Origin of the sequence: Pseudomonas onubensis (genome assembly GCF_965653655.1) — a bacterium.
In the GTDB taxonomy this organism is placed as follows: domain Bacteria; phylum Pseudomonadota; class Gammaproteobacteria; order Pseudomonadales; family Pseudomonadaceae; genus Aquipseudomonas.
Window position 1 is genome coordinate 145139 of record NZ_CBFHAZ010000001.1, and the last position, 23237, is coordinate 168375.

Consider the following 23237-nt stretch of genomic DNA (forward strand, 5'->3'; position numbering starts at 1 on the left):
CAGGCTTTCACGCCAAGAAACAGTGAGGATGCCGATGCCGCTGCAACGCCTGGACAGCCTGTCCGCAATCGCCCCAGAGGTCTGGGATGCCCTGGTGCCGCAGGCCCAACCCTTTGTGCGGCATGCCTTCCTGAGTGCGCTGGAAGACAGCGCCAGCCTGGGCCCGCAGTCCGGTTGGCAGCCCGAGCATTTGCTGCATTGGGAAGGTGAGCGACTGGTTGCAGCCTTGCCCAGCTACCGCAAGTGGCACTCCTACGGCGAGTACGTGTTTGATCACGGCTGGGCGGATGCTTGCGCGCGTGCGGGCATCGAGTACTACCCCAAGTTGCTGACGGCGGTGCCGTTCAGCCCGGTGAGTGGCCCGCGCTTGTTGGCCAGGAATGCCGAGGACGGGTTTGAACTGCTGGGCAGCTTGCCCGGTTATCTGGAAATCGAAGGGCTCTCCAGTGCCCATATCAACTTCACCGACCCGTTGGCCGATGCGGCATTGGCTGGGCAAGCGGATTGGTTGCAGCGCCTGGGCTGCCAGTTTCACTGGCAAAACCGCGGCTATCGCGACTTTCAGGACTTCCTCGATGCCTTGAGTTCACGCAAGCGTAAACAGATGCGCAAAGAACGCGAGCAAGTGGCGGGGCAGGGCATTGATTTTGAATGGTTACAAGGCCATGAGTTGAGCGAGGCGCAGTGGGACTTTGTCTATGCCTGTTACGCCAACACCTACGCGGTGCGTCGCCAGGCACCCTACCTGACCCGCGCCTTTTTCAGCCTGCTGGCCGAACGCATGCCCGAGGCGATCCGCGTGGTGCTGGCCAAACAAGGCACACGCCCAGTAGCCATGGCCTTCAGCCTGATCGGTGGTGACAGTTTTTATGGCCGCTACTGGGGCTGCCTGGCGGAGTTCGACCGCCTGCATTTTGAAACCTGTTTCTACCAAGGCATGGACTACGCCATCGCCCACGGCCTGCAACGTTTTGATGCCGGCGCCCAAGGCGAACACAAGTTGATTCGCGGCTTTGAGCCAGTTATTACGCGGTCGTGGCACTATCTGCGCCATCCGGGTTTGAAGAATGCCGTCGAAGACTTCCTGGAGCGTGAGCGGGTGGGGATTCTGGCGTATGCCGAAGAGGCGAGGGCTGCGCTGCCTTATCGGCAGGGCTGAACCATTGGTCTGGCAGGGCGGGCAGAAATTCTTGAAACCTCTATCCTGTATGTACAAAAGTACATACAGGATGTGTCATGCTTTTTGAGTGGGATGAGTCCAAAAATCAGATCAATATTGCCAAACACGGCATCGATTTCAATGACGTCCCCGATATCTTTCGGCATCCAATGCTGGCCTTACGCGATGATCGGGCAGATTATGGCGAAGATCGTTGGATCGGTATTGGCTGGATAAAACTATTAATGGGTGTGGTCGTATACACCGAACGGTGTGGTGATGTGATCCGTATCATCTCCGCTCGAAAAGCAACCAAGAAGGAGGCCAAATACTATGACGCAAACATCGAAAACTGATTGGGAGCGCTTGGCCAAGATGAGTGACGAAACAATCGATACCAGCGATATTCCTGAGCTGGACGCCGACTTTTTCCGGCGTGCGCAGCTACGTGTGCCGGTGAAGCAGGCGGTCACCATTCGGCTCGATGCTGATGTGCTGGAGTGGTTCAAAGGCCAGGGTACCGGCTATCAGACGCGCATCAATCAGCTATTGCGCCAGTACATGCAGGCTCATCAAGGCTGAGGTCAGCTTTCCTGGTCCAGCCCAGACCGCGAGACCCTTGGCGCTGATCAAGTAGTGTGGGAGCAGGCAAGCCAACTCCCACACGGTTTCGCGGTGTACTTTTAATCGATGCCGACAAACCCGCCGGTCTGGTGCTGCCACAACCTGGCATACAAGCCACCATGGGCCAGCAGTTCGGCATGGCTGCCTGTCTCTGCAATCTGGCCTTTCTCCAGCACTACCAGGCGGTCCATGCGCGCAATGGTCGACAAGCGGTGCGCAATCGCGATCACGGTCTTGCCTTGCATCAGGGTTTCCAGGCTTTCCTGGATCGCCGCTTCCACTTCCGAATCCAGCGCCGACGTCGCTTCATCCATGATCAGGATCGGCGCGTCCTTGAGCAGCACCCGCGCAATGGCAATACGCTGGCGTTGCCCGCCCGAGAGTTTCACCCCGCGCTCGCCCACGTGCGCATCCAGCCCGGTTCGCCCTTCGGCATCCGACAGCAGCGGGATGAACTCATCGGCGCGGGCTTTGTGGATGGCAGCGTTAAGCTCCTCATCGGTGGCATCCGGCTTGCCGTACAGCAAGTTGTCACGGATCGAGCGGTGCAGCAGTGAGGTGTCCTGGGTGATCATGCCGATCTGTGCCCGCAAGGACTCCTGGGCAACTTCGGCGATGTTCTGGCCGTCGATGAGGATGCGCCCGCCTTGCAGGTCGTACAGGCGCAGCAGCAGGTTGACCAGGGTGGATTTGCCCGCACCGGAAGGGCCGATCAGGCCGATTTTCTCACCGGCCTTGATCTGAAGGTTCAAGCCGCCAATGATCCCGCTCTTTTTGCCATAGTGGAAATCCACCTGCTCGAAACGGACTTCGCCGTGGGGTACTTGCAGGAGCGGCGCGTTTTCGCGGTCGGTCACCGCCAGCGGCGCAGCGATGGTTTTCAGGCCGTCCTGCACCATGCCGATGTTTTCGAAAATACCGTTGACCACCCACATGATCCAACCGGACATGTTGACGATACGGATCACCAGGCCAGTGGCGAGGGCGATGGCGCCCACGGAAATCAGCGACTGCGTCCACAGCCACAAGGCCAGGCCGGTGGTGGTGACGATCAACAACCCGTTCAGGATCGCGATGGTCACGTCCATGCTGGTGAGCACGCGCGCGGCCAACTGGGTTTTTTCAGTCTGCTCGATGATCGCTTCCTTGGCGTATTCCTGCTCATTTTGCGTATGGGCGAACAGCTTCAAGGTGGTGATGTTGGTGTAGCCGTCGACAATGCGGCCCATCAATTTGGAGCGCGCCTCGGAGGAAATCACCGAGCGTTCTTTCACGCGTGGCACGAAGTAACGCAGCGCCAGGCTGTAAAGAACGATCCAGGTAATCAGCGGGATCATCAGGCGCCAGTCCGCCTCGGCAAACAGCACCAGGGCGCTGATGGCGTAGATCGACACGTGCCAGATGGCTTCCGCCGTCGCTACCGCCGAGTCGCGCAAGGAGTTGCCGGTTTGCATGATGCGCTGGGCGATACGCCCGGCGAAATCGTTCTGGAAAAAATTCAGGCTCTGCTTGAGCACGTAGCTGTGGTTCTGCCAGCGGATCAGGCTGGTCATGCCGGGGTTGATGGTCTGGTGTACCAGCAAGTCATGCAGGCCGTTGAAGATCGGGCGAAGCAGCAGGGCCACCACGGCCATCCAGATCAGTTCGGCACTGTGAATCTGGAAAAAATTCGCGGGCGGTGTGCCTTGAGCCAGGTCGATGATGCGGCTCAGGTAGCTGAACAGCGCCACTTCGATCAACGCACCGATCAGGCCGACCACCAGCAAGGCGGCAAAGCTTGGCCACACCTGGCGCAGGTAGTAGAGGTAGAAAGGCAGGACTTTATCAGGAGGGGCGGCGCTGGGCGCGTCGCGGAAGATGTCGATCAGTTGTTCAAAGCGACGATAGAGCATTCAGTCTGACGCCCGCGCTGCGGGCTCTCCTTTCAAATGCGCACGCGGCGTTGTGGGCCGCGTGCGGAGCTTGCTGCGGACCTCAGTCGATGCGCTTGGCCGACTTGATGTACACAGGGTCGATTGGCACGTTCTGCATGCCTTGCTTGGTCGTGGTTTGCGAGTTGACGATAACGTCGACGACGTCCATGCCCTTGACCACTTTGGCGAACACGGCATAACCCGCATCGCGGCCCGGGTCGAGGAAGGCATTGTCGGCCACGTTGATGAAGAATTGGCTGGTGGCCGAATTTGGATCATTGGTGCGTGCCATCGACAAGGTGCCGCGCACGTTATGCAGGCCGTTGCTGGCTTCGTTCTTGATCGGCGCTTCGGTCGGCTTCTGCGACATCTGCGCGGTGAAACCGCCGCCCTGGACCATGAAGCCCGGGATCACGCGGTGGAAAATCGTGTTGGTGTAGAAGCCTTTGTCGACATAGGCCAGGAAGTTCTTGGTGCTGATCGGCGCCTTGACCGGGTCCAGTTCGATTTCGATGTCGCCGTTGGTGGTGGTGATCAGGACGTGAGGGGCCTTGGCAGGCTCAGCAGCCATCAGGTTGGCTGCGAACAATACGGAGCCGGCAAAGAAGGCGATTTTTTTCAGCATGGGTCAGTGATCCTGGGTAGTGGTTTCGACTGTCTTTAGAAAATCGAGCAAGGTAGCGTTAAAGACTTCGGGTTGGTCCAAGGGCGTGGCATGGCGGGAATCCTCGATCACCACCAGCCGCGCATCGGGCAGCAGTTTTACATAGTTTTCTTTCTGCGCCACGGGGGTGTAGTCGTGGTCGGCGCTGATGACCAGCGTAGGACAGGTAATTCGGGAAAGTTGTTCCTGTACGCCCCAGCCGACAATCGCATCGAAGCTGGCGAGATAAGCACGTTTGTCGTTTTTTGCCCAGCGTTCGGCCATTTTGCGCCGCAGGTCGGCTTGCTCGGGTTTAGGGAACAGCCGATCGCCCAGGGCCTTGCCGATGGTGGCCAGGCTGAGCACGCGCGCCAGGCTCCAGCGCTTGGCCCATTGCCAGTAATCTTCGGCGCTGCGCACCTTGACCTCCGGTGCGCTGTTGATGATGCACAGGCTCTTGACCCGCGCGGGCTCGTCCACGGCCAGCTGGAACGCGATCATGCCGCCCATGGACAAGCCCACGACATGGGCGGGCGGCAGGTTCAGGTGTTCGATCAACGCCAGCAGATCGAAGGTAAAACCCTGGATGCTGTAACGTTCGCGGGGTTTGTCGGAGCGACCGTGACCGCGTACATCCACCACGATCAGGCGGTAATACCGGGCCAGCACCGGAATCTGCAATTCCCAATCCTGGCTGCTGGAACCCAGGCCGTGGATCAGGATCAGCGGGGTGCCGTAACCGTATTCCTCGTAATGCAGGCTGCAGCCTTCGTGGTCGAACCAGGCCATGGGTGAACTCCGTTTCAGGCTTGCTGGGGGGCGGCGAAAGGGGCGTCCAGGGGAGCGGTGTCAAAGGTGCGCAACAAATCGATAAGAATCTGCGTGGCCGGCCCCAGGGGTTTGTCTTTGTTCGAGTACAGGTAGAACGTCGGGTTGCGGCTGCCACCCTTTTCCAATGGCAGCTGCTTGAGCAGGCCATCCTTGAGTTCGCGTTCGATCAAGTGCCGGGGCAACCAGGCGAAGCCCAGGCCGCTGCTGACGAAGGTAGCGGCGGTGGGCAAGCTGCCGACGGTCCAGCGCTGTTCGGCGCCAAGCCAGCCGACGTCGCGCGGCTGTTGGCGGCCGGAGTCACGGATCACCACTTGCATCTGGCTTTCCAGGTCCTGGAAACTCAGTTCGCGGTTCAGGCGATGCAGTGAGTGGTCGGGATGGGCCACGGCGATAAACTCCACGTCGCTCATTTCCGTGCCCAGGTAGCCCGGAATGATGAAACTGCTGATGGCCAGGTCAGCCATGCCATCTATCAACAGCTCTTCAACCCCCGACAGTACTTCTTCACGCAGGCGCACGCGGCAGCCACGGCTTTGCGGCATAAAGGCGGTGAGCGCTCGCACCAGGCGCGCATTCGGGTAGGCGGCGTCCACCACCAGACGTACTTCGGCTTCCCAGCCCTGTTCCATATGGTGGGCGAGGTCTTCCAGCTGGCTGGCGTTTTTGACGAGTTGCCGCGAACGGCGCAACAGCACTTCACCGGCCTCGGTGAGCACGGCCTTGCGCCCGTCGATGCGCAGCAATGGCACGCCGAGCTGGTCTTGCATGCGGGCCACGGTGTAGCTCACCGAGGACTGCGAACGGTGCAGTGCTTCAGCCGCCTGGGCGAAGCCACCGTGGTCGACCACGGCCTGCAGCGTGCGCCATTGATCGAGGGTAACGCGGGGCGCTTTCAAGATGAGCTCCTCTTGTCCTAAGCTGGCGGTCCTTATTGGAGACTGCCGAATGAGAAAATTCTGTTGTGTGTTGCTGGCGCTGCTGCCGATGAGCGCGTTTGCCTATTCCACCGACGTTACTAAAAAGATCGAGGGCGTGAGCATTGACTACACGGCGTCCGACGTCGACAACGACATCAGTTCCATACAGCTGAATAACTACGGCCCCAATGACGCGGTGTGCTCGGTAACCTTCACCAACGGCCCGGAATCGCCGCGTCGTCGAACGGTCACGGTGCCGGCAGGTAAAAGCACCAACACCACGGTCAAATTCACCCGCTCGATTATCAAGATGCGTATCGCCCTGGCGTGCGTTCCAAAATAACGCGGCAGCGGAGCATGCCCACAGCAATACTCCGCTTATGAACAAATTTATAGATGGGTTATAGCAGTTTTTTACGCTTTTTTATCGAATTGGCTCTGTTTAATCTTCGCTCCATCGTCTTACAGCATTTACAGATGGAGCCTACCCAGCCATGTCCAATGTTCTGATCATCGAAAGCAGCGCCCGCCAGCAGGATTCGATCTCCCGCCAGCTGACTCAACAGTTCATCAGCCAATGGCAGGCCGCCCACCCGGCGGATCAGATCACCGTGCGTGACGTGGCCCTCAACCCGGTCCCGCACCTGGACGCCAACCTGCTCGGCGGCTGGATGAAACCCGCCGACCAGCGCAGCCGCGTCGAACAGGCTTCCCTGGACCGTTCCAACGAACTGACCGACGAATTGCTCGCCGCCGATGTGCTGGTGATGGCCGCGCCGATGTACAACTTCGCCATACCCAGCACCCTAAAAGCCTGGCTGGACCACGTGCTGCGCGCCGGTGTGACCTTCAAGTACACCGCCACCGGCCCGCAGGGTTTGCTCACCGGCAAGCGCGCTATCGTGTTGACCGCTCGCGGTGGCATCCACACCGGCGCCAGTTCCGATCACCAGGAACCGTACCTGCGCCAGGTCATGGCCTTTATCGGGATTCACGACGTTACGTTCATTCATGCCGAAGGCGTGAACCTGAGTGGTGACTTCCAGGAGAAGGGCATCAACCACGCCAAAGCGCTGCTGGCACAAGTCGCGTAACGTTTTAATCGTCACATAATCGCGCGGTGTTTATATCGCTCCACGCAAACCCTTCAAGTACGCGTATCGAACCTCCCTTTGCACTTGTTGCTCCTGAGTGCTCCTGCCCGACTGCCGCTATAGCGAGGTCGGGTTTTTTTTGCCTTGAGTTTCAGTAAACGCCGAAAACCTTTAATGTCCCGCCCATTCAAAACGAGGCGCGCATGGGCTACTTACTGGTTGTTACCCTGATTCAGGCATTTTCCTTCAGCTTGATCGGCGAATACCTCGCCGGTCACGTCGACAGCTACTTCGCCGTGCTGGTGCGTGTGGTATTGGCCGGGCTGATCTTCATCCCGCTGACTCGCTGGCGGTCGGTGGCGCCACCCTTCATGCGCGGCATGTTGCTGATCGGTGCGCTGCAGTTCGGCGTGACGTATGTGTGCCTGTACTTGAGCTTTCGTGTGCTCACGGTGCCGGAAGTGCTGCTGTTCACCATCCTCACGCCGTTGCACGTGACCCTGATCGAAGACGCGCTTAATCGCCGCTTCAACCCTTGGGCATTGGTCGCCGCCTTGGTGGCCGTGGGCGGCGCAGCGGTGATTCGCTTTGACCAGATCACGCCGAACTTCCTGATGGGCTTCTTGCTGTTGCAACTGGCCAACTTCACCTACGCTGCCGGGCAGGTGATGTACAAGCACCTGGTGGCGCGTTACCCGAGTGATTTGCCGCACTACCGGCGCTTTGGCTACTTCTACCTGGGCGCCTTGATCGTGGTGCTGCCGGCGTTTCTGCTGTTCGGTAAAACCAACTTTTTGCCCGAAGCGCCGCTGCAGTGGGGCGTGCTGGTATTCCTTGGGCTGGTCAGCACGGCGTTGGGCATGTACTGGTGGAACAAAGGCGCCTGCCTGGTCAACGGCGGCACATTGGCGGTGATGAACAACCTGCACGTGCCGGTGGGGTTGTTGCTCAACTTGCTGATCTGGAATCAGCACGAGCCGCTGGGGCGCTTGGCGCTGGGAGGTTTGGTGATTCTGGGGGCGGTGTGGATCAGCCGGTTGGGTGTGCGCAAGGACGCGATCCACCGCTGAGGCTAGTGTGGCAACGGGCCTGCCCGCGATGGCGGAATGTCAGGTTTGTATATTTCGACTGATTCACCGCTATCGCGGGCAAGCCCGCTCCCACAGGTAATTGATGGCGTTAGGCAGATTCGTTTTCCAGGGCTGGCAAATGACTGGCCCCCAATACCGCCGGCAACACGCCCGCACGTAGATCATTGCCACTCGGCTGCTGATACAGGCTCAAGCCAAACTCCGGCAGCACCGCCAGCAAATAATCGAAGATATCGCCCTGGATCCGCTCGTAATCCGCCCACGCTGTAGTGCGGGTGAAACAGTAGATTTCCAGCGGCACGCCTTGGGCGGTGGTTTGCATCTGACGCACCATGCAGGTCATGTTCGGCTGGATGTCCGGGTGGCTTTTCAGGTACGCCAGGGCATAGGCGCGGAAGGTGCCGAGGTTGGTCATGCGGCGGCGGTTGGCCGACAGTTGCGCGCTATGGCCCTGGGCTTCGTTCCAGGCCTTGAGTTCGGCCTGCTTGCGGCTGATGTAGTCGGTGAGCAGGTGTACTTGGGTCATGCGCACTTCTTCGTCGTCGCGCAAAAAACGCACACCGCTGGCATCGATATACAGGCTGCGTTTAATGCGGCGACCGCCGGAGGCCTGCATGCCGCGCCAGTTCTTGAACGACTCGGACATCAGGCGCCAGGTCGGGATCGAGACGATGGTTTTGTCGAAGTTCTGCACCTTGACCGTATGCAGGGTGATATCCACCACGTCACCGTCGGCGCCGACCTGGGGCATCTCGATCCAGTCGCCGACCCGCAGCATGTCGTTACTGGTCAGTTGCACGCTGGCCACAAACGACAGCAGCGTGTCCTTGTACACCAGCAAAATAACTGCCGACATGGCACCCAGGCCGGAGAGCAGCAAGAGCGGCGAACGATCGATCAAGGTGGCGACGATGATGATCGCGGCAAACACGAACAGCACCATCTTCGCCAACTGCACATAGCCCTTGATCGAGCGCGTGCGCGCATGTTCGGTGCGTGCGTAGATATCCAGCAAGGCGTTAAGCAGGGCGCTCACGGCCAGCGTCATGAACAGGATGGTGAACGCCAGCGCCACATTGCCGATAAACAGGGTGGCGGTCTTGCTCAGGTCGGGCACCAGGTACAGGCCGAACTGGATCACCAGGGAAGGCGTCATCTGCGCCAGGCGGTGGAAGACTTTGTTATGCCGCAGGTCATTGAGCCAGTGCAGCGCCGGTTGCCGGCCGAGCAGTTTGACGGCGTGGAGGATGAGGTAGCGCGCTACCCGCCCGACCAACAGGGCGACGACCAGCAATATCAGCAAACCCAGGCTGGAATGCAGCAGTGGGTGTTCATCGAGGGCGCCCCAAAGGTCTTGGACGTTGAGCCAGAGCTGTTTGATATCCATGGGTAAAACCGATTCTTCTGTAAGACAACACGGGCCGATTAGAGCATTTATGTGCAACAAAGTTGGTTTTGCGGACAAATCTGCTGACAAAAAAGCAGCTGATTAGCGCCGGTCGCGTAAAGAAACTCGGTTTGAGCGCCCGAAACCGTTACCCTATGCAGCTGATATTTTGTATTTCTTCGAGGTAGCACCCGTGTTTTCCCAATTCGCCCTGCACGAACGCCTGCTCAAAGCCGTGGCCGAGCTTAAATTTGTCGAGCCTACGCCTGTGCAAGCAGCGGCCATCCCGCTCGCGCTCCAAGGGCGTGACCTGCGGGTGACGGCGCAAACCGGCAGCGGTAAAACCGCCGCTTTTGTCTTGCCGGTGCTGAACCGCCTGATTGGCCCGGCCAAAGTCCGTGTGAGCATCAAGACCCTGATCCTGTTGCCGACCCGTGAGTTGGCGCAGCAGACCTTGAAGGAAGTGGAGCGCTTTTCGCAGTTCACCTTCATCAAGTCCGGCATTATCACCGGCGGCGAAGACTTCAAGGTCCAGGCTGCCATGCTGCGCAAGGTGCCTGACATCCTGATCGGCACCCCAGGCCGGATGATCGAGCAACTCAACGCCGGCAACCTCGACCTCAAGGAAGTCGAAGTGCTGGTGCTCGACGAAGCCGACCGCATGCTCGACATGGGCTTTGCCGACGATGTGCAGCGTCTTGTGGCCGAGTGCGTCAACCGCCAGCAGACCATGCTGTTCTCCGCCACCACTGGCGGCTCGACCTTGCGCGACATGGTTGCCAAGGTGCTGAACAACCCTGAGCACCTGCAGGTAAACAACGTCAGCGACCTGAACGCCACCACGCGTCAGCAGATCGTGATGGCCGACCACAACGTGCACAAAGAGCAGATCCTGAACTGGCTGCTGGCCAACGAGACCTATCAGAAGGCCATCGTCTTCACCAACACCCGTGCCGCAGCCGACCGCATCTACGGTCGTCTGGTGGCTCAGGAATACAAGGCGTTCGTGCTGCACGGCGAGAAAGACCAGAAGGACCGCAAACTGGCGATCGACCGCCTCAAGGCTGGCGGCGTGAAGATCCTGGTGGCCACCGACGTTGCCGCGCGCGGCCTGGACGTGGATGGCCTGGACATGGTCATCAACTTCGACATGCCGCGCAGCGGCGACGAATACGTGCACCGTATTGGCCGCACCGGGCGTGCCGGTAACGATGGCTTGGCGATCTCGCTGATCTGCCACGGTGACTGGAACCTGATGTCGAGCATCGAGCGCTACCTCAAGCAGTCGTTCGAGCGCCGCACCATCAAGGAAGTCAAAGGCACCTACACCGGGCCGAAGAAGGTCAAGGCGTCGGGCAAGGCCGTTGGTGTGAAGAAGAAAAAGACCGACGCCAAGGGCGACAAGAAGAAAACCGGCGCCAAGTCGCCGACCAAACGCAAAATCGCCAACCGGCCGAAGACCGACAACCTGTCGCTCGTCAGCAAGGATGGCATGGCGCCGCTCAAGCGCCGCAAGCCAGAAGCGCCAGCTGCCGAATAAGGCTGCTGATATGAAAAAACCGGACGCTGTCCGGTTTTTTTATGCCCTCATTTAATCGTTCCTGCGCTCTGCGTGGGAATGCCGCCAGGGGCGCTCCACGTCCCATTGTTGTGGTTAATTTTTCGCTTTGGCGGCCGCTTCATCCAGCTCCTTGAGGCGCTGGTCGATCAGTTGGCACTTGTCCGGCAGATCCGCGCTGGCGGTCTCCAGGTTCATGTGTTGCAACTCATCGTTGATTTCCTTGGCCTTGGCCGGGTTTTGCTGGGTCAGTTTGGTCACTTCCTTGGCCAGTTGCTCGCGTTTGGCCGTGGCCTCTTCCGGCGTGCAGGCCCAGGCGGGCAGGGCGCCTAGCAGGGTGGCGGCGATGGCCAGGTTCATCAGGGTTTTCATGGTCGGACCTCCTTGGCAGTGATGTTCAGTTGAGGGGGCGAACGTCTGGAAAGTTCAGAGAAATGACGCTGGTCTATTGGGATGAACGGCCAGTGTTCGGTCGTGTCACTACCTATGACGGGCCACTTTTTTAATCTGCCCGCAGGAGGAATCAGGATGACGACTTACAACTGGGATTTGATCGAACGTCTGCTGCATGAAGTGCAGAACGGCGAAGGCAGCTTTGCGCCGCGCAAATATGCTGAACAGGAAGCGGCCGAAAAAGCCACAGCGGGTGAGTCTACGGGCAATCTGGATGCGCTGAAGAAGACTGCTGCCGATTATGAAGCGCTGCTTTTCAAACGCGGGTTTATTGAGTCGCGCCCGGAAGAAGAGGGCGGCAATGGTGAGAACTTCATCCTCACGGCGCTGGGCGCGCAGTTGCTGGCCCTGATCGACAGCTCGATCCCGGGCAACGATCACCCGCGGCAAGTGCTGGACGAGCAGGCAGACGCACTGGACCCGGCGACGTTTGCCGAGGTGGCTTCCAAGGCGCAGATTGCGTAAAAAGGCACACCCCATACCAAAATGTGGGAGCGGGCTTGCTCGCGAATGCGGTGAATCAGTCGATGAATCTATCAACTGACACACTGCATTCGCGAGCAAGCCCGCTCCCACATTTTAAGTTGAGGCGGCCTTGAGGCATTTGAGGGCCTTGAAGTCGCTGCGTACGCCGTTGATCTTCTGAGTCAGCTTCAGCCGCTGCTTTTGGGTGCTTTCGGCCATCAAGTCTACGATTAGGCTACGTGCAGCGGCTTCGGTCTGCGCATAGGCTGCACGGTACTCCGAAGTCCACAAGCTTTCCCGATCTACCAGCAATTGCTGGATTTTCTGTGGGAAGTCAGCGCTGCGACGCTGCTGCAAGGCGTCGATAAATTGCGCCTGCCAATGGGCGCGATTACCGATCCATTCCTGATTCTGTTCGCCCAGTGCGATTGACCACGCCGTCACTCGGTTCTGCTGGCTGGCACTCAACGGCCCCATCCACGCATCCAGGCGTTTGCTCATGCGCTCGGCGCGCTCCTTGATCTGCACGGCCAGTGGCGGTTTGAGGTATTCGTCCTGGCGCTTGCGCAGGTCTTTGGCCAGCGCATCACTCATGTCTTTGACTTGTTGATCATCCAGGCCCTGCAGTAACTGGATGGCTGATGGCGTGATCTCGCGGGCCACTTCAGCGATCGCCTGCTTGGCTTCGACGGTGCGCGCTTGCAGCGCGGCGTCGGTGACCTGGTTGTTGTCGACCATCTGTTGCAGGCGATCAAGCCAGTCCAGGTAACCCGGTAATTGGGTGGTGCAGTGCCAGGCCAGATGCTCCTTGAGGGTGTCGTTGAACCAGCTCTTTTGCCCGGCGTTCATGTCCAGGTAGTCGTTGAGCGTCCAGGGGATGATCACATCAAGGTTACGGTAGGCCAGGCCAACGCGATTGCAGCCGGCGAGCACCAGGCTCAAGGTCAGTACTACCACCAGTAATTTGAGCCGACGCAGCATGGGCGTGTCCTTGCGCAGAGATGGTTCATGTATGTGAACCTGCGCGGGGCGCGACAGTTCAGCCCATCAATAAAACGACCGTGCGGCCTTCAAGGTCAACAGGCCGTCGCATTGCGAATTGTGTCCGGAGTAGGCCGAGCAGTCGCCACCACTGAGGCTGGAGCCGCTGTAGATCAGGTCCAGGTCCACGCCTTTCCAGGCGCGCGAGAACTGCACCGACCAGTCGCTGAAGCTGCTGATGGTGCCGCCGTCTACCGCCGCTGGCGTGCCGAGTTGGTGAGTGGTGTACTTCATGCTGACGCCGATGCCGAAAGGCTGTGTACCGCCGAGGTCGGCAAACAGCGTGCTGTCCTGGCGATCCGGGTCGTTGCTGAAGGACACGCCGAAGCGATTGCCCAGCAGGTTCAGGCCGCCGTAGAACTCCTGGCTGTCGAGAGGGCTGAGCTTGGGGTAGCTGTAGTGGATCATGCCCACTTCGTAGCCCAGGGTCTGGTCGAAGGGGCGCTTGAAGCCCATGTAGGAGTCGACTTCGAGGTTGTTGGCCGAGGACAGGCCCATGTTGGGCGAGAACTGGCCGAAATACAGGCCACTGTCGTGGCTCAGGTCCAGGCCGCCGTGGAAGGAATCGCTGCCCGGCGAGGTGGGCTTGACCAAACCCTGGGCCATGCTGCGGCTGGGCGTGGTGCCTAACTTGAGGTCGAAGTCACCCAGCTCACGCTGAAAAATCTGCGCGTGTGCAAGAGGGCTTGCCGCGAGGGCAGCGATGAGAAACAAGCAGGGCTTGAGCATGCTTCACTCCATGAAAAGCGAGGAGCAGTTACGAAAAAATCGGACAGATGCCCGTGCTAGACGGGTGCAAGCATACCGGCGAATGCTACGCGGTGAGCCCCGTTCATCGATTAGCGCATCAGGAGATGTAGCGGGAGGGTGTTTCAGACTCTAGTCCTGGCGCCTTGGAAGGCAAGACGCTTAGGAGCTAGATGCGATGCGCGGTAGTTACTTTTTGCCCAGGCTGATCTGCTTGGACGGGCCGAAAGTCTGGCCGCTCACGCCCTTGGCAATTTGCTGGATTTCGCCGCCGGACTTGAGGAAAGCAGCAATTTGGCTGTTGATCGATTCGCTGGTTTCAACGGCGGGAGCTGGCTTTGCTTTGCTATTGGATGCTTTTACGCGCATGGCGGCCACTAACCTGTAGAAAATTAACTTGGCCAGGCATCGTACAGGAAATACTTGACAATTGCTTGGCAAATATCCTCCGGGAATAACCCAGGCCGCTATCATCGGCCAAAGTTTGACCTTTGAATAAACCGCTAACTTACTGTTTTAACTCGAAACCACAGGGTTTGTTCGGCTGCTGGCCACCGGCAAAATTCGATCGATTGATCAGACGAGCGGGGCGGTGCCATTACCAGGCCACGTTGCCCCGCGATTTTTTAGGCGCACGCGCGTGGCGGGCGCAACTCGGGTAGAATGCCGCCCACGTAACGAAGGTATCTGGAAATGGCTTTAGTCGGGCGCTACAACAGCTTGCAAGTGGTTAAACACACTAACTTTGGTTTGTACCTGGATGGTGCGCAAGATGGCGAAATCCTCTTGCCTAATCGGTATATCCCCAAAGATATTCCCAGTGAAGATGAAGACTGGCTGAACGTTTTCATTTATCTGGACAGCGATGACAAACTTATCGCGACGACTGAAAAGCCGAAAGTTCAAGTCGGCGAATTCGCCAGTTTGAAAGTCGTCGAAGTCAACAGCATCGGCGTATTTCTCGACTGGGGTTTGCCCAAGGACCTGTTGCTGCCGTATTCGGAAGAAAAACGCCAGATGACCGCGGGTGAATACTGCGTGGTGCACGTCTACCTCGACAAGCACACCAAGCGCATCACCGCCACCGCGCGACTTGACCGCTACCTGGATAAGACGCCTGCCAACTATCAGGTGGGCCAGGAAGTCGACCTGCTGGTGGCCGAAGCCACCGACATGGGTTTCAAGGCGATCATCAACAACAAGCACTGGGGCCTGATCCACAAGAACGAAGTGTTCAAGTTCCTGCGCCCGGGCAAGGAAGAGAAAGGCTTTATCAAAGAGATCCGCGCGGACGGCAACATCAGCCTGAGCCTGCAACCGGTCGGCCAGGAAGCGGCCTCCAGCCTGAACTCGAAGATCCTCGCCAAGTTGCGTGAAAACAACGGCAGCTTGCCGGTCAGCGACAAGAGCGACCCGGCGGTGATCAGCAATTTGTTCGGCGTCAGCAAAGGCAACTTCAAGAAAGCCATTGGTGCGCTCTACAAGGCGGGCCAGATTGTGATTCACGCCGATCGCATTGAACTAAGCTGATCGCGTTTTGCTCTTCTGTAGGTGCCGCTCGGCGCCTACAGAGGCTGCAACCATGACCCGCAAAATACTCTTCGCCTACCTCGGCACCTTGCTCGCGTTTCTGGTGCTCGACGGCCTCTGGCTCGGCGTCCTCATGGGCCCCACCTACAAAGCCCTGCTCGGCTCGCTGATGCTTGATCAGCCGCGCCTGTTGCCCGCTGTGCTGTTTTATCTGCTGTATGCCATCGGTTGCGTGGTGTTCGTGGTCCTGCCCAGCGGCAGTTGGCAACGTGCGGCGCGCCTTGGCGCATTGCTCGGCCTGGTGGCCTACGGCACCTATGACCTGAGCAACTGGGCGACGCTGAACGGCTGGTCAGCCGGGCTGGCGCTGATGGACATGGCCTGGGGCACCTTCCTGACGGCCGTCTGTTGCAGTGTCGGCTATGTGTGTGCACATCGGGTGCAGCATTGATTGTGTACAGGATTGACGTGCACTGTTGCTGAGCATACCCCCCGCCAATAAGCCCTCATAAACCCCTTTGGAACACCGTTTCAGAGGGATTGTGTGCCATTGGCACGCATTCTGCTGAACACCTCGTATACAAACCAGGCCGCCTCCCGTATGCACACCGTTACGGCAGCGCGGGCCGGTATTTCGAGGAGCCAAGCGATGACCGAACAATTGCCCAAAGGCTACAGCCCGCGCCTGTACAACCAGGACCTCGGGCCGCTGCCGCAGAAATGGACCTGGTACAACATTTTCGCCTTCTGGATGAGCGACGTGCATAGCGTCGGCGGCTACGTGTTCGCCGCCAGCCTGTTTGCCCTTGGGCTGGCCAGTTGGCAGGTGTTGATCGCCTTGCTCGCCGGCATTTGCATCGTGCAGTTGATCGCCAACCTGGTGGCCAAGCCGAGCCAGCAAGCGGCGGTGCCATACCCGGTAATCTGCCGGCTGGCATTTGGCGTGTTTGGGGCGAATATTCCGGCAGTGATTCGCGGTTTGATCGCTGTGGCCTGGTACGGCATCCAGACGTACTTGGCATCGAGTGCCTTGATTATCGTAGTGCTGCGCTTTTTCCCACAGATGGCGGTGTATGCAGAGCCGCACTTTGCGGGCCTGTCCTACCTGGGCTGGTTTGGCTTCCTCAGCTTATGGACGCTGCAGGCAGCAGTATTCTGGGCCGGCATGGAGTCCATCCGCCGCTTTATTGATTGGGCGGGGCCGGTGGTCTATGCGGTGATGTTTGCTCTGGCTGGCTGGATTGTGTGGAAGGCGGGTTGGGCGAACATCAGTTTCACCCTGGCGGAAAAATCCCTGTCAGGCTGGCAGGCGTTTGGCCAAGTGATTGTGGCGACGGCGCTGGTGGTGTCTTACTTCTCCGGGCCTACGCTCAATTTCGGCGATTTCAGCCGCTACTGCCGCAGCATGCACGACGTGCGACGCGGCAATTTCTGGGGGTTGCCGGTTAACTTCCTGGCGTTCTCGCTGGTGACTGTCGTCATCGTTTCGGGCACTTTGCCGGTGTTTGGCGAAATGTTGCATGACCCAATCGCTACGGTTTCGCGCATCGACAACAGCATGGCCGTGCTGCTCGGCGCTTTTGCTTTCGTGACCGCCACAATCGGCATCAACATTGTCGCCAACTTCGTTTCACCGGCGTTTGATTTCGCCAACGTCGCGCCGAGCAAGATCAGCTGGCGCGCCGGTGGCATGATCGCGGCCGTGGCCTCGATCTTTATCACGCCGTGGAACCTGTTCAACAACCCGCTGATGATCCACTACACCCTGGACATTCTCGCTGCGTTTATCGGGCCGCTGTTCGGGATTTTGATTGTGGATTTCTACCTGATCAAAAAGCAGAAAATCGACGTGGATGCCCTGTTCGACGACAGCCCGAACGGCCGTTATTACTACGACGGCGGCGTGAACTGGACCGCCGTCAAAGCCTTGGTGCCAGCGACGCTGGTGGGCGTCGCTATCACCTTCACGCCTGCATTGCAGGGCATGGCCAACTTCGCCTGGTTTACCGGGTGCTTCCTGGGAGGGATGTTTTTCCTGGTGCTGGCGCGGCGCGAGCAGGTTCGTGCGCCAACGTCGCTGGTTGCCGGTTGACCAACACCGTACCCGCCAACACCAAACCACAGCCGGCGATCACCAACGCCGGTTGCAAGCCGCCATTCAAGTGGCTGCTCACCGACGCCAGCAATGGGCCGCACAGTTGGCCAATCGCAAAGCTGGCGGTGAGCAGCCCGGTGCTGCGCTGGTAGCCGTGGGGCGCCACGTCGCGCAAACGTGCCATCACCAGTTGCATGCACGCCAGGAACGGCGCACCACACAGCAACACCCCCAGTGCCAGGCCCCAACCATTGCCCAACAGGCAGGCGAATACTCCGGCCGCTTGCAGCCATAACGTCGTCATCAACCAGCGGCGGGTGGTGTTCGGGTCCTTGCGACGAAGGCTCGCCACCACCACACCCAGCGCCGCCGCCAGGCCAAAACACGGCCAGAACAGATCGGCTTGCCAGGCGCCTTTGAATTGCGCGCTGGCCATCTGCGACAAGAAGGTCGCAGGGATGATGTAGCCCAGGCCATACAAGAAGTAGATCCAGCACAGGTGCGCGATGCTGGCGTTGCTGCCCGCGCTGGTGGCATGGGCCACCGTCACGGTCGGTTTCGGTAAAAAGGGCAGGATGGCCAGCAACATCACCAATGCCACCACGCCATAGACCAGCCACAAGGTCGCAGAGTCTTCGCCCAACAGATTGGAACCCAGTGCCAGCAACCCGGTCAGCAGAATCCCCAGGCCCGGCCCGGCAAATACCAATGCCCCCAAGCGTGGCCGCCCGGCAGCTATTGCCAGCGGTTGGCTCAAACTGGTGATCATTACCAGCGCCCAGGCGCTCGCCACGCCGGTGCCAAAGCGCAGCAGCAAGTGCGGCCAGAAGCCATGCGCCCAATATGACCCCAGGGTCAGCAGCACGCACAGCCACAGCCCTCCATACAATCGCGCTTTTATGTGGTGATGGCTGCGGGCAAAGATCGAATCCACCGCGCCGACGAAATAGCCCAAGTAGTTGGCGGCGGCAATCAGGCCGGCGCCGGTCAGGTCAATCTGCCCCTCGCTGAGCAAATGCGGCATCTGCGGGGTGAGGGCGAAGCGGCCAATGCCCATGGCCATCATCAGAGCAATAAAGCTGGCGGTTAAGCGAATCAGCGGTGACATGTTCAGGTTTCCTACGGGGAAGCGAATAACCTCTAGGCTAAAGCGAATTGACTTTCTGTAAAAATGAATAATAGTGAGTAACTTGTTCAGTTTTGGAGAAAGGTATGGAGTTCAGTCAATTGCGGATTTTCCAGGCCGTGGCGGAAGAGGGCTCCATCACCCGCGCGGCTGAGCGCCTGCATCGAGTGCCATCGAACCTGTCGACACGGCTCAAGCAGATGGAGGAGCAACTTGGCGTCGAGTTGTTCGTGCGCGAACGCCAGCGCTTGCAGCTTTCTCCTGCGGGCAAAGTGCTGCTGGACTACAGCACTCGTCTGCTGGCGCTGCATGATGAAGCCCATGGCGCGGTGCAAGGTGGGCAACCGGCAGGCGATTTTGTGCTGGGCAGCATGTACAGCACGGCCGCTGTGCATTTGCCCAAACTGTTGGCGCGCTATCACAAAGCCTATCCGATGGTGAACCTCCAGGTGCAATCGGCGCCCAGCGGCGAGTTGTTAGAGGGTTTGATTACTGGCCGTCTGGATGCAGCCTTGGTGGATGGCCCTATCACCATTGCGTCGCTGGACGGTGTGCCTCTGTGCGAAGAGCGCCTGGTGATTATTTGCGAGGCCGATCACCCGCCCGTGCGTGGCCCCCAGGATGTCTCCGGCCGTTCGGTATTCACCTTCCGACGCAGCTGCGCCTACCGCGCGCGCCTGGAAACCTGGTTTTCCCACGAGCGCGTGGCCATGGGGCGCGCCATCGAGATTGAGTCTTACCAAGGCATGCTCGCCTGCGTGATCGCCGGTTCCGGCGTGGCGTTGATGTCCGAATCGATGCTCGACAGCCTGCCAGGCAAGGACAGTGTGTCCGTTCATCCGTTGATCGGGCCTTTTGCCACTGCCACCACCTGGTTGATGTGGCGCAAGGGCATGCTCGGCGCTAACCTCAATGCATGGATCGATCTGCAACAAGAGGGCAAGGCCGATTTCCTGCAAGACACGCGCGCGATTGCTTGAACGATCCGTCGGGATTCAGATCAATCCTGTAATAGTTCGTTGTGGTTTCGTTCAAGCATTACCTAGGACTTAGAGCTACTATCACTGTAGGAAAAGGCGACAGAACTGCCGCCTAGCCGCATTACCCTCAAAGGGGGCAACCATGAAAGAGAAAATTCAAAACTGGCTCCACGACCTCGGCGTTGCGCTGGGCCTGATTGAACCACCGCTGCAGCCTATTCCGATTCGCACAGATGACGAGCAGCGTCGTCCGCGTCGCCGCTAAGCTCAGGTTGCAACAGGTTTTATAATGTGGGAGCGGGCTTGCCCGCGATAGCAGCGTATCAGTCGATAAAAAGTTGACTGACACACTGCTATCGCGGGCAAGCCCGCTCCCACAGTTGTTTTGTACAAGGTGAAAAAACGGGCGCGACATGTGACGTTTCTTTCGCGACAACAGCTCTCATAACTCTAAGTGTCGGAACCGGACTACCTGTTCTTCAGAATCGGCTGGCTTATTTCAATCCAAATATGCGCTTAGGTTGCCACCAAGCACGTAGCTTTCCTCGGATTAAAAGTTAAGTCAGCGTTCCTGGAGACAAGCAATGAAGCCCTCTTGCGTTCCCCCAGTCGCCGCGTCATTGATCGCCACAACCGGAAATGTTTTGCACATCGCCCCGGTGTCCAGAGGCTGGAAGGCTGATGCACCCGCCAACGTCGTATTTTTCCCGCCTACCCTCACCAAGCAAGCGCTACTCATGCAGATAGGGCTTTTGCGGCCTTCAACCCTCATTATCGGGGACCAGATTATCGATGCGGACGTCATCGACCAATGGCGCATATCCCACCCATTTGGAACCCTCCATTTGGTCCGCAGGGGGACAAGTCTGGATAAGGTGGCACTGGAACTGTGCGCGTTGAACGATATACGGGTGGTCAATACGCCTGGGGTCAATGCGCCGCATGTCGCAGCCTATATCGCCTATTGGTTGACACTGGCCGATGGTTCCATACCCCGCGATGTTTGCGTGATGGGATATGGCAATGTGGGAAAAGAACTTGTCCGGTTGTTACTTGATCGAGATCCGGATGTTCGGATCAAGGTTATCAACAGACAGGGGCGAGCGCCGGATAACAGTGGCAACACCCTGTGCAATTCCAGGGTGTCATTTGTCGCAGACTGGCGCGGGGCATTACATGACGCTTATGCCGTGGCCATTTGTCTGTCCCTGAACGATGAATCCGCCCATCGCATTGATCGGTCTCTCATCCAGGGTTTACATAAAAACGCTCGCCTCGTCTGCGTCGCCAAGCCGGACGTCTTCAGCGACGATGCTTTGCAGAGCCTGGCAACGGCTGAAGATATGCAGTTGGTATTGGACTACGGGCCTAAGACACTGGACGCGTTTCGAATGCGCACTCAAGCACTCGGCTGCAGTGTCGGCACGTGGCGCAAACCGGCGACGCTGACGACCCAGGCGGCAACCACCGAAGCCTGCAAATGCGACCTGGATTACGCGGTCTCGGTTCAGTTGAGCTTGATGGCCTTGCGCGGTCTTGTCAGCCGCAAACTCGCACACTCTCTGAGGATTCCTGCTGAGAAGCTAGAGGGCGGTGCTCCGCGCGTGTCGATCATCGGCAGAGGGATCAACGGCCTGTTCCAGGCGGTGATGTTCCGCCTGGCCAATTATCAGGTTACGGTTTACGGCGGGAATCAGCAGCGTGATGGCGCCAGTAATACGCTGATACCCGCCAATCAATATTTGACGGTTGAGTGCAATCGAGCAGGTGTCGAGCTGTTTGAAAAATTCCTGGCCGACAACTCGTCGCTGGCACAACTCGCGCGGTCAGGGATTGATGAAGCGTATAGGGCTGATGCCAGTGATGTGGAGGTTGCAATAGGTGCGCTTTTGCAGCGTTCTGGGGTTCGGTTTGTTCCTCGGCATTTGAGTCCGGCCGAAATTGCTGAACTGAGCAGAGAGCACTTGGTTGTCACTAACCTGGATCCAGACGGTCTCTCAATCGTCCACTGGTCCGCCTACAACCAGATCGTGGCCGGGGCAACGTATGCCGGGGGCACCACACAGGGATTGTTGTGGGCCTCTCTGGTCGAGGAAATTATTCAGGCGAAAGCGCCTGATAATTGAAGAATAAAAAAACGGGCGCGACATCCGACGTCGCGCCCGCTGAAGAAACCGCTCTAAATCCCGTTACCTGTCAAATGGCCCGAGCTACTGAAGCCTCTGGCCGGGGCGACAACAAACTAACTACTACAAAACTCACCAGCCCAACCGCCAGGCTGTAGTAGATCGGCGTGTTCGCGTCCAAGCCGTCTTTGAACATAAACACCAGCGCCGTCACAAAGCCCAGTGTCATGGATGCAATCGCGCCGGAGGTGGTGGCGCGCTTCCAGAAAATCGCCCCCATCAGCGGGATCAGCATACCGCCCACCAGCAGGTTGTAGGCCAGGGTCAGGGCGCTGATCACGTCGTTGACCACCAGCGCGATACCGAGCACGGCGATGCCGGTCAGCATCGTAAACAGACGGTTAATATTCAGGCTCGACTGCTTGCCGCCGCGCAGGCGTGGCAGCAGGTCTTCGGTCAGTACAGTGGACGCGGCGAGCAGGCCGGCGCTGGCGGTGGACATCATCGCAGCCAGTGCGGCGGCGATCACCAGGCCGCGAATACCATCGGGCAGTGAGGCTTTGACGATGGCGGCGAAGGCGTTGTTGACGTTGTCCAGGTTCGGCAGCAGCACATGCGCGGCCATGCCGATCAGGGCGCAGGCCAGGCCGTAGAGGATGCAGTAGAACCCGGCGAACGTGCCTGCGTACTGGGCGACCTTTTCGTCGCGGGCGGTGAACACGCGTTGCCAGATGTCCTGGCCGATCAGGATGCCGAAGAAGTAGATCATGAAGTAGGTGATGATCGTGTCCCAGCCGATTTCGGTGAAGCTGAAATTCGACGCCGGCAGCTTGGCCACCAGTTGATCCCAGCCGCCGACGCGGTACAGGCAGATCGGCAGCAGGATAAACATCAGGCCGACGGTCTTGATCACGAATTGCACGATATCGGTAAGGGTCAGCGACCACATGCCGCCGATGGTCGAATACACCACCACCACACCACCGCCGAGCAGCACCGACACCCAGAACGGCAGACCGAACAGCACTTGCAGCACGGTGCCAATGGCCAGGATCGAGGTCACGCCGATCATCAGGGCGTAGGCCAGCATGATCACCGCACTCGCTTGGCGGGCCATGGGGTTGTAGCGTTTTTCCAGGACCTGGGTGACCGTGAAAATCTTCAGTTTGAGCAGCGGCTTGGCCAGGAACAGGTTGAGCGCGATGATCCCCGCGCCCAGCGCGGCGCACAGCCAGAAGCCGGAGATGCCATGCACATACCCCAGGCGCACGGTGCCGACAGTAGATGCACCGCCCAATACCGTGGCAGCCATGGTGCCCATGTACAGCGACGGCCCCAGGTTACGACCGGCCACCAAATAGTCTTCGTGGGTCTTGGCGCGGCGCATGCCGTAATAGCCGAGCACGAGCATGCCGGCGGCGTAGATGAGTACGACGAATAAATCCAAAGCCATGACG

At 58.8% G+C, this 23237-nt stretch carries 25 protein-coding genes; 14 read left to right on the forward strand and 11 right to left on the reverse strand.

Features of this window, described 5'->3' with window-relative positions:
* The first annotated feature begins 34 nt into the window (after positions 1-34).
* From ACTD9P_RS00620 to ACTD9P_RS00630, 3 genes are all read left to right on the forward strand, one after another.
* Complete coding sequence (locus ACTD9P_RS00620; RefSeq protein ID WP_438866292.1) at positions 35-1159, forward strand: GNAT family N-acetyltransferase; 1125 nt, start codon at positions 35-37, stop codon at positions 1157-1159.
* 77 nt (positions 1160-1236) lie between these two features.
* Positions 1237-1515, forward strand: a complete 279-nt coding sequence (locus ACTD9P_RS00625; protein WP_438866293.1) for a BrnT family toxin — start codon at positions 1237-1239, stop codon at positions 1513-1515.
* Positions 1493-1741 carry a BrnA antitoxin family protein gene (locus tag ACTD9P_RS00630; RefSeq protein ID WP_438866294.1) on the forward strand — a complete coding sequence of 83 codons (249 nt, stop codon included), beginning with the start codon at positions 1493-1495 and terminating at the stop codon, positions 1739-1741. Before ACTD9P_RS00625 ends, ACTD9P_RS00630 begins: the two co-directional genes overlap by 23 nt.
* A gap of 101 nt (positions 1742-1842) precedes the next feature.
* Here the strand turns inward: ACTD9P_RS00630 and ACTD9P_RS00635 are convergent, their stop codons facing one another.
* The 4 genes from ACTD9P_RS00635 to ACTD9P_RS00650 all read right to left on the reverse strand — a co-directional run bounded on the left by ACTD9P_RS00635 (position 1843) and on the right by ACTD9P_RS00650 (position 6066).
* Positions 1843-3675: an ABC transporter ATP-binding protein gene (locus ACTD9P_RS00635; protein ID WP_438866295.1), complete on the reverse strand. Its 1833-nt coding sequence runs from the start codon at positions 3673-3675 to the stop codon at positions 1843-1845.
* Positions 3676-3757: 82 nt separating this feature from the next.
* Complete coding sequence (locus ACTD9P_RS00640) at positions 3758-4321, reverse strand: peptidylprolyl isomerase (RefSeq protein WP_438866296.1); 564 nt, start codon at positions 4319-4321, stop codon at positions 3758-3760.
* A 3-nt stretch (positions 4322-4324) separates the two neighbouring features.
* Entirely contained in the window at positions 4325-5128 is an 804-nt protein-coding gene (locus ACTD9P_RS00645; RefSeq protein ID WP_438866297.1) for an alpha/beta fold hydrolase, read from the reverse strand.
* 14 nt (positions 5129-5142) lie between these two features.
* Positions 5143-6066, reverse strand: coding sequence for a PA3225 family LysR-type transcriptional regulator (locus ACTD9P_RS00650; RefSeq protein WP_065929812.1), 924 nt, complete (start codon positions 6064-6066; stop codon positions 5143-5145).
* 49 nt (positions 6067-6115) lie between these two features.
* Between ACTD9P_RS00650 and ACTD9P_RS00655 the strand changes: the two genes are divergently transcribed.
* From ACTD9P_RS00655 to ACTD9P_RS00665, 3 genes are all read left to right on the forward strand, one after another.
* Complete coding sequence (locus ACTD9P_RS00655; protein WP_438866298.1) at positions 6116-6430, forward strand: 3-phosphoglycerate kinase; 315 nt, start codon at positions 6116-6118, stop codon at positions 6428-6430.
* A gap of 151 nt (positions 6431-6581) precedes the next feature.
* On the forward strand, positions 6582-7181 hold the full coding sequence (locus tag ACTD9P_RS00660; protein ID WP_017134849.1) for an FMN-dependent NADH-azoreductase: 600 nt from the start codon (positions 6582-6584) through the stop codon (positions 7179-7181).
* 203 nt (positions 7182-7384) lie between these two features.
* A complete protein-coding gene (locus tag ACTD9P_RS00665; RefSeq protein ID WP_438866299.1) occupies positions 7385-8251 on the forward strand; it encodes a carboxylate/amino acid/amine transporter in 867 nt (288 codons plus the stop codon).
* A 109-nt stretch (positions 8252-8360) separates the two neighbouring features.
* On the opposite strand, the gene ACTD9P_RS00670 is transcribed toward ACTD9P_RS00665, so the two are convergent.
* Positions 8361-9659, reverse strand: coding sequence for a mechanosensitive ion channel family protein (locus ACTD9P_RS00670; protein ID WP_138814430.1), 1299 nt, complete (start codon positions 9657-9659; stop codon positions 8361-8363).
* A gap of 193 nt (positions 9660-9852) precedes the next feature.
* Here ACTD9P_RS00670 and ACTD9P_RS00675 point away from each other — a divergent pair, with 193 nt between their 5' ends.
* Positions 9853-11199 (forward strand): DEAD/DEAH box helicase, encoded by a 1347-nt coding sequence (locus tag ACTD9P_RS00675; RefSeq protein WP_026013512.1) that lies wholly within the window; start codon positions 9853-9855, stop codon positions 11197-11199.
* Positions 11200-11313: 114 nt separating this feature from the next.
* Here ACTD9P_RS00675 and ACTD9P_RS00680 read toward each other — a convergent pair whose 3' ends face one another.
* Positions 11314-11589 carry a hypothetical protein gene (locus tag ACTD9P_RS00680; RefSeq protein ID WP_438866300.1) on the reverse strand — a complete coding sequence of 92 codons (276 nt, stop codon included), beginning with the start codon at positions 11587-11589 and terminating at the stop codon, positions 11314-11316.
* A gap of 156 nt (positions 11590-11745) precedes the next feature.
* Here ACTD9P_RS00680 and ACTD9P_RS00685 point away from each other — a divergent pair, with 156 nt between their 5' ends.
* Positions 11746-12135, forward strand: a complete 390-nt coding sequence (locus ACTD9P_RS00685; protein ID WP_017134854.1) for a hypothetical protein — start codon at positions 11746-11748, stop codon at positions 12133-12135.
* 114 nt (positions 12136-12249) lie between these two features.
* Here the strand turns inward: ACTD9P_RS00685 and ACTD9P_RS00690 are convergent, their stop codons facing one another.
* The 3 genes from ACTD9P_RS00690 to ACTD9P_RS00700 form a co-directional block, all read right to left on the reverse strand.
* The gene (locus ACTD9P_RS00690; protein WP_438866301.1) at positions 12250-13116 is read right to left on the reverse strand and encodes a DUF6279 family lipoprotein; all 867 of its coding nucleotides are present in this window, start codon (positions 13114-13116) and stop codon (positions 12250-12252) included.
* Positions 13117-13182: 66 nt separating this feature from the next.
* Positions 13183-13905: a TorF family putative porin gene (locus ACTD9P_RS00695; protein WP_438866302.1), complete on the reverse strand. Its 723-nt coding sequence runs from the start codon at positions 13903-13905 to the stop codon at positions 13183-13185.
* 207 nt (positions 13906-14112) lie between these two features.
* On the reverse strand, positions 14113-14292 hold the full coding sequence (locus ACTD9P_RS00700; RefSeq protein WP_003193095.1) for a PFL_1563 family small protein: 180 nt from the start codon (positions 14290-14292) through the stop codon (positions 14113-14115).
* Positions 14293-14616: 324 nt separating this feature from the next.
* Between ACTD9P_RS00700 and ACTD9P_RS00705 the strand changes: the two genes are divergently transcribed.
* The 3 genes from ACTD9P_RS00705 to ACTD9P_RS00715 all read left to right on the forward strand — a co-directional run bounded on the left by ACTD9P_RS00705 (position 14617) and on the right by ACTD9P_RS00715 (position 17545).
* Positions 14617-15453 carry a CvfB family protein gene (locus tag ACTD9P_RS00705; RefSeq protein ID WP_438866303.1) on the forward strand — a complete coding sequence of 279 codons (837 nt, stop codon included), beginning with the start codon at positions 14617-14619 and terminating at the stop codon, positions 15451-15453.
* A gap of 52 nt (positions 15454-15505) precedes the next feature.
* Entirely contained in the window at positions 15506-15904 is a 399-nt protein-coding gene (locus ACTD9P_RS00710; protein WP_438866304.1) for a DUF2177 family protein, read from the forward strand.
* A gap of 198 nt (positions 15905-16102) precedes the next feature.
* Positions 16103-17545, forward strand: a complete 1443-nt coding sequence (locus ACTD9P_RS00715) for an NCS1 family nucleobase:cation symporter-1 (RefSeq protein ID WP_438866305.1) — start codon at positions 16103-16105, stop codon at positions 17543-17545.
* Here ACTD9P_RS00715 and ACTD9P_RS00720 read toward each other — a convergent pair.
* Positions 17457-18656, reverse strand: a complete 1200-nt coding sequence (locus tag ACTD9P_RS00720; protein ID WP_438866306.1) for an MFS transporter — start codon at positions 18654-18656, stop codon at positions 17457-17459. The genes ACTD9P_RS00715 and ACTD9P_RS00720 overlap by 89 nt on opposite strands.
* Positions 18657-18760: 104 nt before the next feature.
* On the opposite strand from ACTD9P_RS00720, the gene ptrR reads away from it, so the two are divergent.
* The 3 genes from ptrR (at position 18761) to ACTD9P_RS00735 (ending at position 21780) form a co-directional block, all read left to right on the forward strand.
* Entirely contained in the window at positions 18761-19654 is an 894-nt protein-coding gene (gene ptrR / locus ACTD9P_RS00725) for a putrescine utilization regulator PtrR (protein ID WP_438866307.1), read from the forward strand.
* A gap of 142 nt (positions 19655-19796) precedes the next feature.
* A complete protein-coding gene (locus ACTD9P_RS00730; protein WP_017134862.1) occupies positions 19797-19919 on the forward strand; it encodes a PA1414 family protein in 123 nt (40 codons plus the stop codon).
* 319 nt (positions 19920-20238) lie between these two features.
* The gene (locus tag ACTD9P_RS00735; protein ID WP_438866308.1) at positions 20239-21780 is read left to right on the forward strand and encodes an NAD(P)-dependent oxidoreductase; all 1542 of its coding nucleotides are present in this window, start codon (positions 20239-20241) and stop codon (positions 21778-21780) included.
* Between the two features lie 70 nt (positions 21781-21850).
* Here the strand turns inward: ACTD9P_RS00735 and ACTD9P_RS00740 are convergent, their stop codons facing one another.
* Entirely contained in the window at positions 21851-23233 is a 1383-nt protein-coding gene (locus ACTD9P_RS00740) for a sodium:solute symporter family protein (RefSeq protein WP_438866309.1), read from the reverse strand.
* Positions 23234-23237 lie beyond the last annotated feature (4 nt).